Origin of the sequence: Streptomyces sp. SCSIO 30461 (assembly GCF_037023745.1) — a bacterium.
Lineage (GTDB): Bacteria > Actinomycetota > Actinomycetes > Streptomycetales > Streptomycetaceae > Streptomyces.
This window is the reverse complement of record NZ_CP146101.1, coordinates 1,848,020-1,861,699: the sequence shown is the minus strand read 5'-3', so window position 1 is coordinate 1,861,699 and position 13,680 is coordinate 1,848,020. Positions and strand designations below refer to the sequence as shown.

General features: G+C 69.6%; 15 protein-coding genes and 1 riboswitch. Of the genes, 1 reads left to right on the top strand and 14 read right to left on the bottom strand.

What is annotated here, in order from left to right; translation table 11 throughout:
* Nucleotides 1-178: 178 nt before the first annotated feature.
* The 3 genes from V1460_RS08455 to V1460_RS08445 form a co-directional block, all read right to left on the bottom strand.
* The gene (locus V1460_RS08455; RefSeq protein ID WP_338673092.1) at nt 179-1,342 is read right to left on the bottom strand and encodes a cysteine desulfurase family protein; all 1,164 of its coding nucleotides are present in this window, start codon (nt 1,340-1,342) and stop codon (nt 179-181) included.
* A 162-nt stretch (nt 1,343-1,504) separates the two neighbouring features.
* Nucleotides 1,505-1,780, bottom strand: a complete 276-nt coding sequence (locus tag V1460_RS08450) for a DUF4190 domain-containing protein (protein WP_338673091.1) — start codon at nt 1,778-1,780, stop codon at nt 1,505-1,507.
* Between the two features lie 16 nt (nt 1,781-1,796).
* Nucleotides 1,797-1,955 (bottom strand): hypothetical protein, encoded by a 159-nt coding sequence (locus V1460_RS08445; protein ID WP_338673090.1) that lies wholly within the window; start codon nt 1,953-1,955, stop codon nt 1,797-1,799.
* Between the two features lie 91 nt (nt 1,956-2,046).
* Here V1460_RS08445 and V1460_RS08440 point away from each other — a divergent pair, with 91 nt between their 5' ends.
* The gene (locus V1460_RS08440; protein WP_338673089.1) at nt 2,047-2,712 is read left to right on the top strand and encodes a TetR family transcriptional regulator; all 666 of its coding nucleotides are present in this window, start codon (nt 2,047-2,049) and stop codon (nt 2,710-2,712) included.
* A gap of 76 nt (nt 2,713-2,788) precedes the next feature.
* On the opposite strand, the gene V1460_RS08435 is transcribed toward V1460_RS08440, so the two are convergent.
* The 11 genes from V1460_RS08435 to V1460_RS08385 form a co-directional block, all read right to left on the bottom strand.
* Nucleotides 2,789-2,995, bottom strand: a complete 207-nt coding sequence (locus tag V1460_RS08435; protein ID WP_338673087.1) for a hypothetical protein — start codon at nt 2,993-2,995, stop codon at nt 2,789-2,791.
* Nucleotides 2,996-3,064: 69 nt separating this feature from the next.
* Nucleotides 3,065-3,931 (bottom strand): thioesterase family protein, encoded by an 867-nt coding sequence (locus V1460_RS08430; protein WP_338673085.1) that lies wholly within the window; start codon nt 3,929-3,931, stop codon nt 3,065-3,067.
* A gap of 26 nt (nt 3,932-3,957) precedes the next feature.
* On the bottom strand, nt 3,958-4,641 hold the full coding sequence (locus V1460_RS08425; protein WP_338673083.1) for a trimeric intracellular cation channel family protein: 684 nt from the start codon (nt 4,639-4,641) through the stop codon (nt 3,958-3,960).
* 121 nt (nt 4,642-4,762) lie between these two features.
* On the bottom strand, nt 4,763-5,839 hold the full coding sequence (locus V1460_RS08420) for a dipeptide ABC transporter ATP-binding protein (protein WP_338673081.1): 1,077 nt from the start codon (nt 5,837-5,839) through the stop codon (nt 4,763-4,765).
* Nucleotides 5,836-6,828 carry an ABC transporter ATP-binding protein gene (locus V1460_RS08415; protein ID WP_338673080.1) on the bottom strand — a complete coding sequence of 331 codons (993 nt, stop codon included), beginning with the start codon at nt 6,826-6,828 and terminating at the stop codon, nt 5,836-5,838. Before V1460_RS08415 ends, V1460_RS08420 begins: the two co-directional genes overlap by 4 nt.
* Nucleotides 6,829-6,832: 4 nt before the next feature.
* Entirely contained in the window at nt 6,833-7,795 is a 963-nt protein-coding gene (locus tag V1460_RS08410; RefSeq protein ID WP_338673079.1) for an ABC transporter permease, read from the bottom strand.
* Nucleotides 7,795-8,790 (bottom strand): ABC transporter permease, encoded by a 996-nt coding sequence (locus V1460_RS08405; RefSeq protein ID WP_338673078.1) that lies wholly within the window; start codon nt 8,788-8,790, stop codon nt 7,795-7,797. Before V1460_RS08405 ends, V1460_RS08410 begins: the two co-directional genes overlap by 1 nt.
* 106 nt (nt 8,791-8,896) lie before the next feature.
* A complete protein-coding gene (locus V1460_RS08400; RefSeq protein ID WP_338673077.1) occupies nt 8,897-10,564 on the bottom strand; it encodes an ABC transporter substrate-binding protein in 1,668 nt (555 codons plus the stop codon).
* A 253-nt stretch (nt 10,565-10,817) separates the two neighbouring features.
* On the bottom strand, nt 10,818-11,615 hold the full coding sequence (locus V1460_RS08395; protein ID WP_338673076.1) for an enhanced serine sensitivity protein SseB C-terminal domain-containing protein: 798 nt from the start codon (nt 11,613-11,615) through the stop codon (nt 10,818-10,820).
* 105 nt (nt 11,616-11,720) lie between these two features.
* The gene (locus V1460_RS08390; RefSeq protein WP_338673074.1) at nt 11,721-12,473 is read right to left on the bottom strand and encodes an enhanced serine sensitivity protein SseB; all 753 of its coding nucleotides are present in this window, start codon (nt 12,471-12,473) and stop codon (nt 11,721-11,723) included.
* Nucleotides 12,474-12,654: 181 nt separating this feature from the next.
* Nucleotides 12,655-13,374 (bottom strand): AAA family ATPase, encoded by a 720-nt coding sequence (locus tag V1460_RS08385; protein ID WP_407077424.1) that lies wholly within the window; start codon nt 13,372-13,374, stop codon nt 12,655-12,657.
* Between the two features lie 128 nt (nt 13,375-13,502).
* Nucleotides 13,503-13,630, top strand: a riboswitch (glycine riboswitch).
* Nucleotides 13,631-13,680: the final 50 nt, after the last annotated feature.

Genomic DNA, 13,680 nt, shown 5'->3' with positions numbered 1-13,680 from the left:
ACCAGGGCGTGTTGCGAAAGTCCCTCCTGACCCGCGGCGTCTGGCACGCACGCTCGCTGCGTTGTCGGAGTCATCCACGTACGTCCAGTACGAGGATGATCCTCCGCCTTGCGATCGCACGCACCAGACGCCGCAGGCCCCGCCCTGCGGGCGGACGGAGCTACTTTCGCAACACGCCCTAGCTGAGTCCGGCCGAACGCGCCCGCTCGACCACCGGACCGATGGCCTTCGCGACCGCCTCCACGTCCTTCTGAGTGGAGGTGTGGCCAAGGCTGAATCGAAGCGTCCCGCGGGCCAGCTCGGGATCGGTGCCGGTGGCCAGCAGCACATGGCTGGGCTGTGCGATCCCGGCCGTACACGCGGAGCCGGTGGAGCACTCGATGCCCTGGGCGTCGAGCAGCAGCAGCAGCGAGTCGCCCTCGCAGCCGGGGAAGGTGAAATGGGCGTTGGCCGGCAGTCGGTGCTCGGGGTCGCCGCCGAGGATCGCGTCGGGTACGGCGGCGCGTACGGCGTCGACCAGCCGGTCCCGCAGGGCGCCGACCTCGTGCACGAAGTCCGCACGCCGCTCCGCCGCGAGCCGCCCGGCGACGGCGAAGGCGGCCACGGCGGGTACATCGAGGGTGCCGGAGCGGACATGGCGTTCCTGGCCGCCGCCGTGCAGCACCGGCACAGGGGTGTGCTCCCGGCCGAGCAGCAGGGCGCCGATGCCGTAGGGGCCGCCGATCTTGTGGGCGCTTACGGTCATCGCGGCGAGGCCCGACGCCGCGAAGTCCACATCGAGCTGTCCGAAGGCCTGCACGGCGTCGGAGTGCAGCGGAATGCCGTACTCGGCTGCCGTGTCGGCGAGTTCACGGATCGGGAGCACTGTGCCGATCTCGTTGTTGGCCCACATCACGGTGGCCAGGGCGACGTCCCCCGGGTCCCGCTCGACCGCCTCACGCAGAGCCTCGGGGTGCACGCGGCCCTGCCGGTCGACGGGCAGGTACTCGATGGTGGCGCCCTCGTGCTCGCCGAGCCAGTGCACGGCGTCGAGTACGGCGTGGTGCTCGACGGGGCTGGACAGCACCCGGGTACGGCGGGGGTCTGCGTCGCGGCGGGCCCAGTACAGGCCCTTCACGGCGAGGTTGTCCGCCTCGGTGCCACCGGAGGTGAGGACCACCTCGCTGGGACGCGCGCCGAGCGCTTCGGCGAGCGTCTCCCTGGCCTCCTCGACTGTACGGCGGGCCCGGCGGCCCGCGGCGTGCAACGACGAGGCGTTTCCGGTGACAGCGAGCTGGGCGGTCATCGCCTCGATCGCTTCCGGAAGCATCGGAGTGGTCGCGGCGTGGTCGAGGTATGCCATGGTGCCCACGATTCTACGAGTCATGGGGCACCCGGCCGCGCGGCCGGGTGCCCATGACTCGGACGGACCGGGCGGCGTCGACCGAGCAGCCCGGCGGCCGCGGCCCGACCGCGGCACCGGCCGGACGGTGTCGGGGGCACCCGGCCGGGAGTCGGTGCGGTATCAGCCGCCGAAGCTCCAGACGACGGCGTTGCTGCTGTCGAGGAGCACGACGAGCACGACGAGGTCGGCGATGCCGAGACCGAGACCGAGCAGGGCTCGCCCGCGGCGGGCGGTGCCGCGCAGCAGGGCGAGAGCGCCGAGGACGATCGCGGAAGGGCCGAGGATCACATTCATCACCAGCAGGCCGAGCAGCCCGAGCACGAAGGAGGCGACGGCCATGCCGTCGGCGTCGCGTGTGCCGCTGGTGAACCGTCGGGCAGGAGAAGCGAGTTCCATGTCCTGCTCCCTGGAGTCAGTGGGTACGGCGGCGTGCGCGGCGCTCGCGTACGGCGAAGACGAGCAGCCAGCCACCGATGACGGCGGCGGCTGCGGCGGACGCGGGGAGCGGGATCTGTGCCACGGCGCCCAGGAGGACTCCCAGGAGGAGCAGCGCGGCAACGAGGGCAATCATGATCAGCCTTTCACCGAATGAGAGTACGACTGTTCACTGACTTCTCAGTCTAGTATTCCCAGAGTCGGAGAACACATGTTTACTGAATGGCATGAGTCACAGCTCCGGCATCCGCCACACCCAGAAACTCAAGACCCGTCAGGCCCTCCTGGACGCGGCTCTTGGGCTCCTGGAGCACCAGAGCCTCAGCAGCCTCGGGCTGCGTGAGGTGACCCGGGCGGTCGGGGTGGCACCGGCGGCGTTCTACCGGCACTTCGCGGATCTGTCGGAGCTCGGTGTGGCTCTGGTGGAGGAGGCTCTGGGCAGCCTGCACGGGCTGGTCGCCGAACTGCTCGCGGAGACGGGCGACGCCGAGCTGCGCATCACTCGCACAGTGGACCTGATCGCGCACCATGTCCGGGCCCAGCCCGCCCACTTCCGCTTCATCGCGCGGGAGCGGCACGGCGGTTCCGGACGGGTCCGCACCGCCATCGCCACCCAACTCGACGCGTTCACCGATGAGGTGGCCAGGGCGTTCGCCGCGGAGCCCGGCTCCCTGGGCTGGACAGACGAGGACCTGCGCATGCTGGCGGGGCTCTATGTCGAGCACATGGTGCTCACGGCGTCGGCGTTCCTGTCGGCGCACGAGACGGAGGGCGGTGGCGATCCGGCGGCGAACGAGCGGGAGGTCGCCCGTGTCGCCCGCAACCGGCTGCGCATCGTCACGCTGGGCCGCCGCCACTGGCTGCAGGACGACACCTTCCGGTCCCGCGACTGACCGGGGGCGGCTCGGCGCGAGTCGCGGGCGGAGCCGCCCGTTCCCGCGGCACCCCGGCGCCGCCGGTCCCGCGCGGTCAATCGCGCTTGGGTCCGCTGTCCCCCGCTTCGGCCAACCGACCGGCCCCTGCCATGAAGCGCCACACCAGACCGTGCCCCAGCATGACCAGAAGGATCAGCAGGACGGCCTCGGTCTGGAGTGACGTGAGACCGACGGCTCCGGCGACCTCGGGCGCCGCGCCGACCACGGCGATCAGCGCGTAGATACCAGCCGCCGCGCCCATGGCCGGGCTGAGCAGCCCTGAAGAGTGTCGGTGCGACCGCGCGGGACCATCGGTACCGGTGCCGGTCGATCACTGCTTGGGCAGGGGCACCTTGGCCAGCTGGCGGGACTGGGCGACCAGACGGTCCTTGCCGTCCCAGACCTCGGCGTCCTCCTCCAGGAATCCGCCGGCGAGGTTCCGGGTGGTGATGGCGACCCGCAGCGGTCCGGGAGCCGGACGGCAGCGGATGTGGGTGGTGAGTTCGACGGTCGGGGTCCAGCCACGGATGCCGAGCTCGAAGGCGGTCGGCGGCAGCGCGTCGACGGTCAGCAGCAGCGACAGCGGGTCCGCGTCACGGCCGTCGGCCAGCCCGAACCAGCCGCGCATCTCGCCCTTCCCCGAAGGAGCCCCGAGAGCCCAGCCGCAGGTGGCGGGGTCAAGCCTGATGCTCAGGCGCTCGGTGATCGCCGTGGAGCCGGGGATCGCTTCGGCCGACGGCCGATGCTCAGACCCCGCGCACAGCTCGTACGGCGGGATGGCCGGTGGCTTGGCGGTCGTACGGACGTCGTCGGGCAGCCGGTCCAGGTCGCCGTAGGTGGCGAGGACGCGGATGCGCTCGACCTCGGTGCCGTCCTCCGCGTACTGGATCAGGGACGCCTGCCCCGTGGACACGGTGCGCCCGGCGCGGACCACCTCGGTGCGGATCAGCGCGGGACCGGGCTCGGAAGCGCTCAGGTAGTGGGCCGACACCGAGAACGGGTCCGGGTGCGGCAGGGCGTCACCGAGCGCACGCCCGAGTGTCGCCAGCAGATAGCCGCCGTTGACGGCCCGGATGATCGTCCAGCCGGCGGAGAGCTCCGCGCGGTAAACGCCCGGGACTCCCGGGTCTTGCAGGGTGACAGCGGTGTCGCGGTCGAACTCGCTGTCTCCGATGGTTGCCTGTGCCGCCTGTGCCATGGCGTGAACCGTACAGCAGGAAATTACTAAGCAGTAGCTTTTCCTGTTGTCTCTTCCGTCTCACTTGCCGCTGACCTGCGGTTCCACGCACGCGGAGCTCGCCAGTGGTAGCGCATGGCGAGCAGCCGCAGCACAAACGCGGTCACCACGGCGAGGCCGCTGGTGACCGCGTTCAGGGCGTCGAACCTGATGCAGAGCGCCACCATCACGGCGCCGACCATCGCTGGGACCGCGTACAGATCGCGGTCCCAGCGCAGCAGCGAGGGCACCTCGTTGGCCAGCACATCCCGCAGCACACCGCCTCCGACGGCGGTGGCCAGCCCGAGCACGGCGGATGAGGTCAGCCCGAGGCCGTACTCGTAGGCCTTCGTGGTTCCCGTGACGCAGAACAGCCCGAGTCCGGCGGCGTCGAAGACGTTGACCGAGCCCTGGATGCGTTCGACCTCCGGATGCAGGAAGAAGACGAGCGTGGCAGCGACCAGGGGCATCAGGAAATAGCCCAGATCCGTGAACGCGGCGGGCGGCACCGCCCCGATGACCAGATCCCGGAAGAGGCCGCCACCCAGCGCGGTGCTCTCCGCGAGAACGGCGATGCCGAAGACGTCGAAGTTCTTGCGGACGGCGAGGAGGGCGCCGGAGATGGCGAAGACGAAGATGCCCGCGAGGTCGAGCGCGTGTTGTACGGAGGGGGTGAACAGTTCCTGGAGCACGCCCCCAATTGTGCGGTGCGCCCCCGGTGGGGTACGTACGCGGTCGCCCGCGCCCCGCCGTGGCCCGTCGCACGGGGTGCGGTGCACCGAAGACCCTCTTCGGTGCACCGCACGCCACGGCCTAGGTGGACACCGACGTCCCGGATGGCTCCGCGTCCTCGATGCCCTCGCGGGTCGCGGGAACCACATCGCCCGAGATGCGGGCGATGTCTCCCGCCGCGATCTCCTCGGTGAAGTGGCATGCCACCTTGTGTCCGTCCCCCGTGTCCCGCAGCTCGGGACGCTCGGTGGCGCAGCGCTCCTGCGCCCAGGGGCAGCGGGTGTGGAAGCGGCATCCGGCAGGGGGGTTCGCCGGTGACGGCAGGTCGCCCCGGAGCAGGATGCGCTCGCGACGGTCCTCGACCCCGGGGTCGGGCACCGGCACCGCCGACATCAGCGCCCTGGTGTACGGGTGCTTCGGCTCCGCGTACAACGCGTCGCTCGGCGCCTCCTCCACCAGCGAACCCAGGTACATGACCCCGATGACGTCCGAGATGTGCCGGACGACCGCGAGGTCGTGGGCGATGACGAGATAGGTCAGGCCCATCGACTCCTGGAGCTCCTCCAGGAGGTTGATGACCTGTGCCTGGATGGACACGTCCAGCGCGGACACCGGCTCGTCGCAGATGATCACATCGGGTTCGAGCACCAGCGCCCGCGCGATCCCGATGCGCTGGCGCTGGCCGCCGGAGAACTCGTGCGGGTAGCGGGACAGGGCGTTCGCCGGAAGCCCCACCCTCGCGAGGATCTCCTTGATCTTCTCCCGGCGCTCCTCCTGGTTCGCGCCTATGCCGTGCGCGGCCATGCCCTCGGACAGGATCGACTCGATGTTCTGGCGGGGGTTGAGGCTGCCCAGCGGGTCCTGGAAGACCATCTGGAGCCGCCGCCGGAAGGAGCGCAGCTCCTTCTCGGGGAGCTGCGCCACATCCGTGCCGTCGAGCACGACCTTGCCGTCCGTGACGTCCACCAGACGCAGCACCGCGCGCCCGAGGGTGGTCTTGCCGCAGCCGGACTCGCCGACGAGCCCATAGGTCTGGCCCGCCTCGACCGACAGCGAGATCCCGTCGACGGCGTAGACATGGCCGACCGTCCGGTCGAAGAAGACGCCCTTCTTGACGGGGAAGTGGACCTTCACTCCGTCGAGTTCGAGCAGGCTCATGCCGGGACCTCCGTGGTGGCCAGGACCGGGTTGACGCAGCGGGCCTGGTGTCGGGGCTCGCGGGGTTCGGTCAGTTCGGGCGTGCCGGTCAGGCAGTCCATCTCGTACCGGTCGCAGCGCGGGGCGAAGGCACAGCCCTCGGCCCAGGCGATCTGGTCGTTGATGGATCCGCGGATCGGGTTGAGCGGCTCGCCGCGCGGGGCGTCGAGCCGCGGGATGGAGCCGAGCAGCCCGTGGGTGTACGGGTGCGTCGGGTGCGCGAACAGCTCACGGCGGCCCGCGGACTCCACCACCTTGCCCGCGTACAGCACGTTGACCTGGTCGCACAGCCCGGCGACGACACCCAGATCGTGTGTGATCATCAGCAGGGCGGTGCCCTCCTGATCCACCAGTTCCTTGAGCAGTTCGAGGATCTGGGCCTGGATGGTGACGTCGAGCGCGGTGGTCGGCTCGTCCGCGATCAGCAGTCGCGGCGCGCACGCGACCGCCATGGCGATCAGGGCGCGCTGGCGCATACCGCCCGAGAGCTGGTGCGGATACTCCTTGAGCCGCCGTGCGGGATCGGGGATGCCGACCCGGTCCAGCAGGTGGGCGGCCTCCTTGCGGGCGGCCTCGCCCTTGAGCCCCCGGTGGCGCTGCAGGATCTCGATGACCTGTATCCCGATGGGGATGACCGGGTTCAGCGAGGACAGCGGGTCCTGGAAGATCATCGCCAGCCTGCTGCCACGCAGGTCCCGCATCTTGCGGGGGGACACCGACAGCAGATCGGTGCCGTCGAAGTCGGCGCGCCCGCCGAGGGTGACGCCCTTGGACGGCAGCAGGCCCATCAGGGCCAGCGAGGTGACCGACTTGCCGCAGCCGGACTCGCCGACCAGGCCCACGACCTGACCCTGGTCGACGGAGAACGAGACTCCGTTGACGGCCCTGACGTCCTTGCGGCCGCGTCCGCCGAAGGTGACGGTGAGTTCGTCCACAGTGAGCAGTGGCATGACATCAACCTCGCAGCTTCGGGTCGAGCGCTTCGCGCATGGCCTCGCCGAGCAGGGTGAAGCCGAGGGCCGTGATGATGATGCCGACGGCCGGATACATCGACATCATCGGCTCGTTGTCGAAGAACCGCTGGGCCTGGGAGAGCATCACGCCCCACTCCGGCACGGCCGGGTCGGGGTTGCCCAGGCCGAGGTAGGACAGCGCGGCCGCCTCGATGATGGCGGTGGCCAGGCTGAGTGTCGCCTGGACGATCACCGGGCTCAGGGAGTTGGGCATGATCTGGGTGAGCACGATCCGGTGCTTGCGGATGCCGAGCGCGCGGGCCGCCAGCACATAGTCGCTGCCGCCCTGCGCGAGCATCGAACCACGCAGCAACCGGGCGAAGATCGGCACCTGCACCACACCGACGGCGATCATCACGGTGGTCAGCGACTGGCCCATCACCGCGGCGATGGACACGGCCAGCAGCAGCGAGGGCAGCGCCAGCATGATGTCGGTGACCCGCATGACGGCGTCGTCGAGGCGCTGTCCCGCACGTCCACCCAAGGTGGCCGCCGCTCCCGAGACGGCGCCGATCAGTGCTCCGGCGACCAGGCCGATCAGCATCGAGACCACACCGACCAGCAGGGTCTGCCGTGCGCCGACCAGCATCCGGGAGAACAGGTCGCGGCCGAGGTGGTCCAGACCGAACCAGTTCTCGCCGCGTGCTCCGATGAACTTGCCCTGGTTGGGGAATACCTCGCCGCGCCAGGCCTGGTCGGTGGGCGTGTGCGGGGCGATCCACGGACCGATGATCGCCAGCACGACGAACGCGGCGATGATCGCCGCACCGATGATCGCCATCTTGCTGGAGCGCAGCCGCCGCAGCGCCTCGCGCCAGAGGCTGGCACCGCTGGCCGCCTCGGTCTTCGCGGTGAGCTCCGCAAGCCTGTCGATCTTCGAGGACTTGGTGGTTGCCAGACTCATCAGTGCACCCGCACCCTCGGATCGATGATGCTGTACGCGAGGTCGACCAGCAGGTTGATCAGCACATACATCATCGCGATGAACATGATGAAGCCCACCAGCACCGGATAGTCACGGGCGTCGATGGCGGTACGGATGAAGGAGCCGAGACCGCCGAAGGAGAACACCGACTCGGTGAGCACGGCGCCGGACAGCAGGCTGCCCGTCAGCAGGCCGATCGCGGTGATGACCGGCAGCAGCGCGTTGCGCAGGATGTGCCGGCCCCGGACCACCTTGCGTTCGAGCCCCTTGGACTCGGCGGTGCGGACGTAGTCCTCGCCGAGCACCTCAAGCACGCTGGCGCGTGTCATCCGCACGATGACCGCCAGAGGGATGGTGGCCAGGGTGACTCCGGGCAGCACCAGATGCATGAGGGCGTCCCAGGAAGCGTCGAACTCCCCGGTGAGGATGCCGTCGAGTACGGCGAAACCGGTGACAGTGGTGGCGTCGATCCCGCTGGTCAGACGGCCGAAGGTGCCGAAGGTCTCACCGAAGGCTCCCTTGAGCAACTGCGCGAGGAAGAAGACCGGGATGCAGATTCCGACGAGCGACCCGGAGACCGAGGCGACGTCCAGCCAGCCGCCGCGCTTGCGCGCCGCCAGGTAGCCGAGCGGAATCCCGACCGCGGTGGCGATCAGCATCGCGGCGACGCTGAGTTCCACCGTGGCGGGGAAATGACGGACGAATTCATCCCACACCGGCTGCCCGGTCTGGGTGGAGGTACCGAGGTCCAGTTCGACGATGCGCTTCAGGAAGCGCCCGTACTGGACGTAGAGCGGCTGATCGAGCCCGAGCGCCCGGTTGATACGTGCCACTTCGGCTTCGGTCGCCCGCTCGCCCAGGATCGCCGAGGCGGGTCCGCCGGGCAGTCGGTTCAACCAGATGAAGAGCAGAACCGACAGGCCGAGCAGGGTGGGTATCAGCTGTAGGAGTCGTCGTACGACGAGTCGCAACACCCCGCATGCCCCTTTCTTGCTTGTGTTGTACGAGAGGTACGGAAACGGGACGCGGGTCCGCCCGGCCGACAGCGTGCATCGGCCGGGCGGACCCCCATGCGGTGTGCTACTTGAAGGAGACCTCGGCGAAGTTCTCCTGCGTCAGCGGGGAGACCTTCGGCGGGTTGACGTTCTTGCCGAACGCGATGGCGGGCGGCGACGAGGACAGCGGGACACCCGGCAGGTACTCCATGATGGCCTCGTTGGCCTTCTTGTAGAGGTCCACGCGCTTGGTCGGGTCGGCCTCGACGGAGCCGGCCTTCACCGCCTGGAAGACCTTGTCGTCCTTGAAGCCCCACTGCTTGTCGTACCCGGCGAACCAGGTGCCGATGAAGTTGTAGCCGTCGTTGAAGTCACCGGTCCAGCCCAGCATGTGCAGGTCGCAGGAACCGGCCTCGGTGGCGTCCAGGTAGTCCGGGGCCCACTTCATCGGCTTCGGGGTGACCTTGATACCGGCCTTCTCCAGGTCGGCCTTGATCAGCTCGAAGATGTCCTGGGGAGCGGGCATGTACGGCCGGGTGACCTCGGTCGGGTAGCAGAACTCGACGGAGAGACCGCTCGACTTCGCGGACGCCAGCAGCGACTTGGCCTTGCCGGTGTCGAACTCGTACTTCTTCACGTTCTCGGAGAAGCCGGCGACCGTGTCGGGCATGAACTGGGTCGCGACCTTGCCGCCCTCGGGCAGCTGGGTCTTGACCAGGTTCTCGCGGTCGATGGCGTGCGCGATGGCCTGGCGGACCTCGGGCTTCTTCAGCGCCGGGTTCTTCTCCTGGGACATACCGAGGTAGAAGAGGTTGAAGACGTCGCGGGTCGGCACCTCGAAGCCGGCGCCCTCCAGCGTCTTGATGTCGGCGGGCGCGACCAGGTCGTAGCCGTCGATGTCACCGGCCTGGAGGGCCTGGCGGCGGCCGTCCTCGGTGTCGATGGTGCGGAAGACGAGGTTCTTCACCTTCGCCTTCTCGCCCCAGTAGTCGTCGAAGCGCTCAAGGCTGACTTCCTTGTTCGCCTTGTTCCACTTCGTGATCTTGTACGGGCCGGTACCGGCGACCGTGCCGGCCTCCTGGCTGTACTTGGGGTATGTGATGGCGTCGCCCTTGGCGCTGGCGTCCTGCTTCTCGTACTCCTTGATCGCCTTCGGCGAGTGGATGGCGAGAGCCTGGAGCGAGAAGCCACCGGGCAGGTTGGCCGAGGGCTCGTTGACCTCGATGACCGCGGTGTTCTCGTCCTTGGCGGTGCAGGACTTGTAGTTCGCCTTCGGCGCTTCCTTGTCCTCGTTGACCTTGAACCCGCCCATGATGGTCTGCCAGTAGTAGGAGACCGCGCTGGACTGGTAGGTGCCCTTCCAGTTGAACCAGTGGTCGTAGTTGGCGCAGACCGCGGCGGCGTTGAGCGCCTCGCCGTCGTGGAACTTGACACCCTTGCGCAGGTTGAAGGTCCAGACCTTGCCGGCCGGGTCGCTGGACCACTTCTCGGCGAGACCGCCGACGAGCTCGCTGCCGCCGGACTCGTGCTCCAGCAGCGCCTCGAACGCCTGGCGGGTGACCCGGAAGGTCTCACCGTCGGACGCGAGAGCCGGGTCGAGGGCGCCCGGGTCACCCGGCGCACCGAAGACAAAGGTGTCCCCTGCGCCCTTGCCGCCGTCGTCGCCGCGCTCACTGGAGCAGCCGGTGGCAATGAGGCCGACCGCAAGGACCGCCGTCATCGCCCGAACGGCTCGGGACTTGAATATTCGCATGGGTCCACCCCTGGGTCGCCATGTGTGGGTCTTGACCGGCCGAACACTACTCACGCATGTCAGGACAGAGAACAGTCCGTATAGCGGTGATACCGAGCTGAGACCCGGACACTTGACAAATCGGGCGCATGCGGGACATCACAGCGCTTCGTTTAACTTCCCGGACACAAACGGATGTTGGGGAAGCAGGCTGCGATGACCGGAGGCGGGGCGGGTCGCCGCACGACAGAGCGTCCGATCGGCGATGCGCAGCTCAGCGGTACTGGGCGGAGGGCGGGTAGCCGTAACCGGGCTGCGGGGACTGGCCCGGTGCTCCGTGCGCCTCGCGGTCGTAGAACGGGCGGGCGTTGGCCCGCAGCCACATCGCCACCGGGTCGTACTCGTCGGACATGGCGACGGTGGAGACGGGCAGCCCGTCCGGCACCGCGGCGATCGACTGCTGCATCATCGCCCGCACGCTCTCGACGGACTGCTGCCCCGTGTCGTAGAGATCGAGGCCGATGGCGAGATACGGGGCACCGAGCGCGGGCTGCACCCAGACGCGGCGCAGCGAGCGGATGGCGGGAGTGCGGTGCGCGTTCTGCGTGAGCAGCGCGTAGAACTGCGGGAGTTCGATGGCGGGGTCGGTCAACCGCAGCGGTCCCGCGGGCATACGGTCGAGGCCCGTGGCGATACGGCGCAGATCCGGCCAGGGGATGCCGACGCCACCGCCCGGGGCATGCGGGTTCAGCCAGACGCCATAGCGGTCGGGGAAGAGAGCGCGGGCGACGTCCAGGGCGCCGGTGACCTCGTGTGCCCGGTCCCAGCCGGAGGCGGTGAGCTCCTGGGGGGAGGTGACGCACGGGGCGTAGAGCTGGCCGTCGACCTCCATGTTTCCGTACTGGGCGTCGGCGGAGCCGGGTCCGCCGTGCCACAGCAGCATCCACAGCCGGCCGGCCGCGGGGTCGGCGAGTGCGTGCAGCAGCGCCTCGTAGGCGTCGTACCGCCCGGGCGTCACCTGGCGCAGCATGTGCTCGACCTGCCCGGCCGCCGCAGTGCCCGACGCGCTCACTTGGACCCCGCCCCTCTTCGATCCGTTTTGGGAAACCAGCTTATGCGGCCGTACCGACACCGACCGGACGCGTGCCGTGCCGCTCTCGTGCGCGTCCGGACACGCCTATGCGTGCGGCGGGGGGTACTGCCGGGTGTAGAAGGGCCGCACCCGGTTCAGCATCCAGTCGCCCACCGGGTCCTGGGCGACGTCCAGCAGGACCAGGTTGACCGGCCATTTCACGGGGGCCCGGCCCAGCGCCCGGCCGAGTGCGTCCATCGGGGCGGTGCGGTGGTGCCCCTCCCAGGCGGACATCTGGACACCGACGAACAGGGTCGGAGCGTCGCCCTCGATGCTCGCGAGGACCCGGCGGGCGGTCTGCACGACGCCGGTCTCCTCGAACTCTCCGGCCGCGGCGGCGAGGAAGTCGATGGGCTCCTCCTGCCAGTCCGGCTCGAACAGCCGCACCCGGGCTCCGCTCGCGGGCCCGTCCAGCGGGGTGCGGCCGGCCCGGCACAGTTCGGCGACGGCCGGCGGTGGCAGGGGTACGCCGACGGCGCCGCCGGGGTTCACTGCGATGCCCAGCCGGGGCGGCAGACCACGGGCGAACTCGACCGCCGGGGCCACGGTGCCGGACATGTGTTCGCCCAGGCATCGCACGAACTGCTGGTGCGAGCTGTACACGGGCACATAGGGAGCCCCGTCGATCTCCAGCGTCGGGAGGTCGAGACTCGGGCTGTCCGGTCCGCCTCCGTTGGGCAGGGGCACCCAGACGTGGCTGCGGCCGAGCACCTCGACGAGCCGGCCGCCCGCGCCCGGCGTCCCTACGGATGCGGCCAGCACCTCCTCCAGCTCATTGGAGGGCCATGTCGTGTCCACTTCGTCCCTGCTTCCCCGTCCGCCCGGCCGGTCCGGGTGTGCTCTGCCTCGCGACTTCCCCGCGCCAGCAGAGTAACCGTAATGGCGTAAGGCGACCGGGGCACGGCGGCTCACGAACGGGTACTCGCTCGAACGGGTATGGGAGTGGGACCGGAAGTCACAGAGCGGACGGCTCCGGGCCTCACCCCGGTCTGCCGAAGCCGATCCGCTTCAGCACGGTCGCCGCGTCCCGGTCCAGCAGAGTCGCCGAGGCACACCCCGCCGGAAGACGCCCGCGCTCGGCGTCCCGCACGAGCCGGGAGACCGCGCGCCGGTGGCGGCCGAAGGCGTACGGGGAGACGCCGCGGCCCCGTTCGTGCTGCCCCGCACGGGCGACAGCCGGGGTGACGTCCAGCAGGAGGAGGTGGAGGGAGCTGCCGCGGCGCCGGGCCTCGCGGGCCAGCCAGCGGCGGACCCAGGACTGGGTGCCGCAGTCGTGCACGACCACCCCGGAACCGGAGCGCAGCACACGCCACAGACCCGCGTAGTGGGCGACACGGACCAGCGGGCGGTACACCGCGTAGGGCAGCAGCCGCGGCATCCGGGTGTCCCAGCGGTCGCGGGTGTCCTGGGAGTCGATCCCGCGGCCGTCCGCCGCCCGACGGATCAGGGTGGACTTGCCGCTTCCGGGCAGACCGGAGATCACCACCACGTCCCCGGCGGCGAACTCCAGTCCTCGCGGGCTCCGCCCGGCGCGCTCCCGCAGGTCGCGCACCACGGGCCGCCTGTTCGCCGTCGCACGCACACCCACGCCGCCCGTGCCCAGGAGCCCGCGCACCCGCACGGGCAGCCGAGCTCCGTCGGGTACTTCGGAAACGCCGGGTGTTGTCGTCATCGAGGCACCTGACCGCTCCAACGTCATCGCACTCCCCCTTGTCGGGTCGCAGAGACCCTGCCCAAGAAGCCTAAAGAAAAGGTAATGACCATCAAGTGATTTGCCGATCGTGACACCCGTGCGATGATGAGGCCGCCAACTGCATACCGGCCGCTTGAATCCGCGCGGGAGAGTCCCGGTCATCGTCATGTGTGTACCTGTGGTCACCATGTGTACGAGCACCGGGCGCCGAAGGAGCAAGTCCCTCCCTTGAATCTCTCAGGCCCCGTACCGCGTGGATGAGGCAGATCTGAAAAGCGGGCCGCAGGCATCTGCGGCTCCACCCAAGGTGCA

Bases quoted from the DNA above. Each gene is read 5' to 3' on its own strand.
- V1460_RS08455 (WP_338673092.1), bottom strand. From the start codon at position 1,342: ATGGCATACCTCGACCACGCCGCGACCACTCCGATGCTTCCGGAAGCG.
- V1460_RS08450 (WP_338673091.1), bottom strand. From the start codon at position 1,780: ATGGAACTCGCTTCTCCTGCCCGACGGTTCACCAGCGGCACACGCGAC.
- V1460_RS08445 (WP_338673090.1), bottom strand. From the start codon at position 1,955: ATGATTGCCCTCGTTGCCGCGCTGCTCCTCCTGGGAGTCCTCCTGGGC.
- V1460_RS08440 (WP_338673089.1), top strand. From the start codon at position 2,047: ATGAGTCACAGCTCCGGCATCCGCCACACCCAGAAACTCAAGACCCGT.
- V1460_RS08435 (WP_338673087.1), bottom strand. From the start codon at position 2,995: ATGGGCGCGGCGGCTGGTATCTACGCGCTGATCGCCGTGGTCGGCGCG.
- V1460_RS08430 (WP_338673085.1), bottom strand. From the start codon at position 3,931: ATGGCACAGGCGGCACAGGCAACCATCGGAGACAGCGAGTTCGACCGC.
- V1460_RS08420 (WP_338673081.1), bottom strand. From the start codon at position 5,839: ATGAGCCTGCTCGAACTCGACGGAGTGAAGGTCCACTTCCCCGTCAAG.
- V1460_RS08415 (WP_338673080.1), bottom strand. From the start codon at position 6,828: ATGCCACTGCTCACTGTGGACGAACTCACCGTCACCTTCGGCGGACGC.
- V1460_RS08410 (WP_338673079.1), bottom strand. From the start codon at position 7,795: ATGAGTCTGGCAACCACCAAGTCCTCGAAGATCGACAGGCTTGCGGAG.
- V1460_RS08400 (WP_338673077.1), bottom strand. From the start codon at position 10,564: ATGCGAATATTCAAGTCCCGAGCCGTTCGGGCGATGACGGCGGTCCTT.
- V1460_RS08385 (WP_407077424.1), bottom strand. From the start codon at position 13,374: ATGACGTTGGAGCGGTCAGGTGCCTCGATGACGACAACACCCGGCGTT.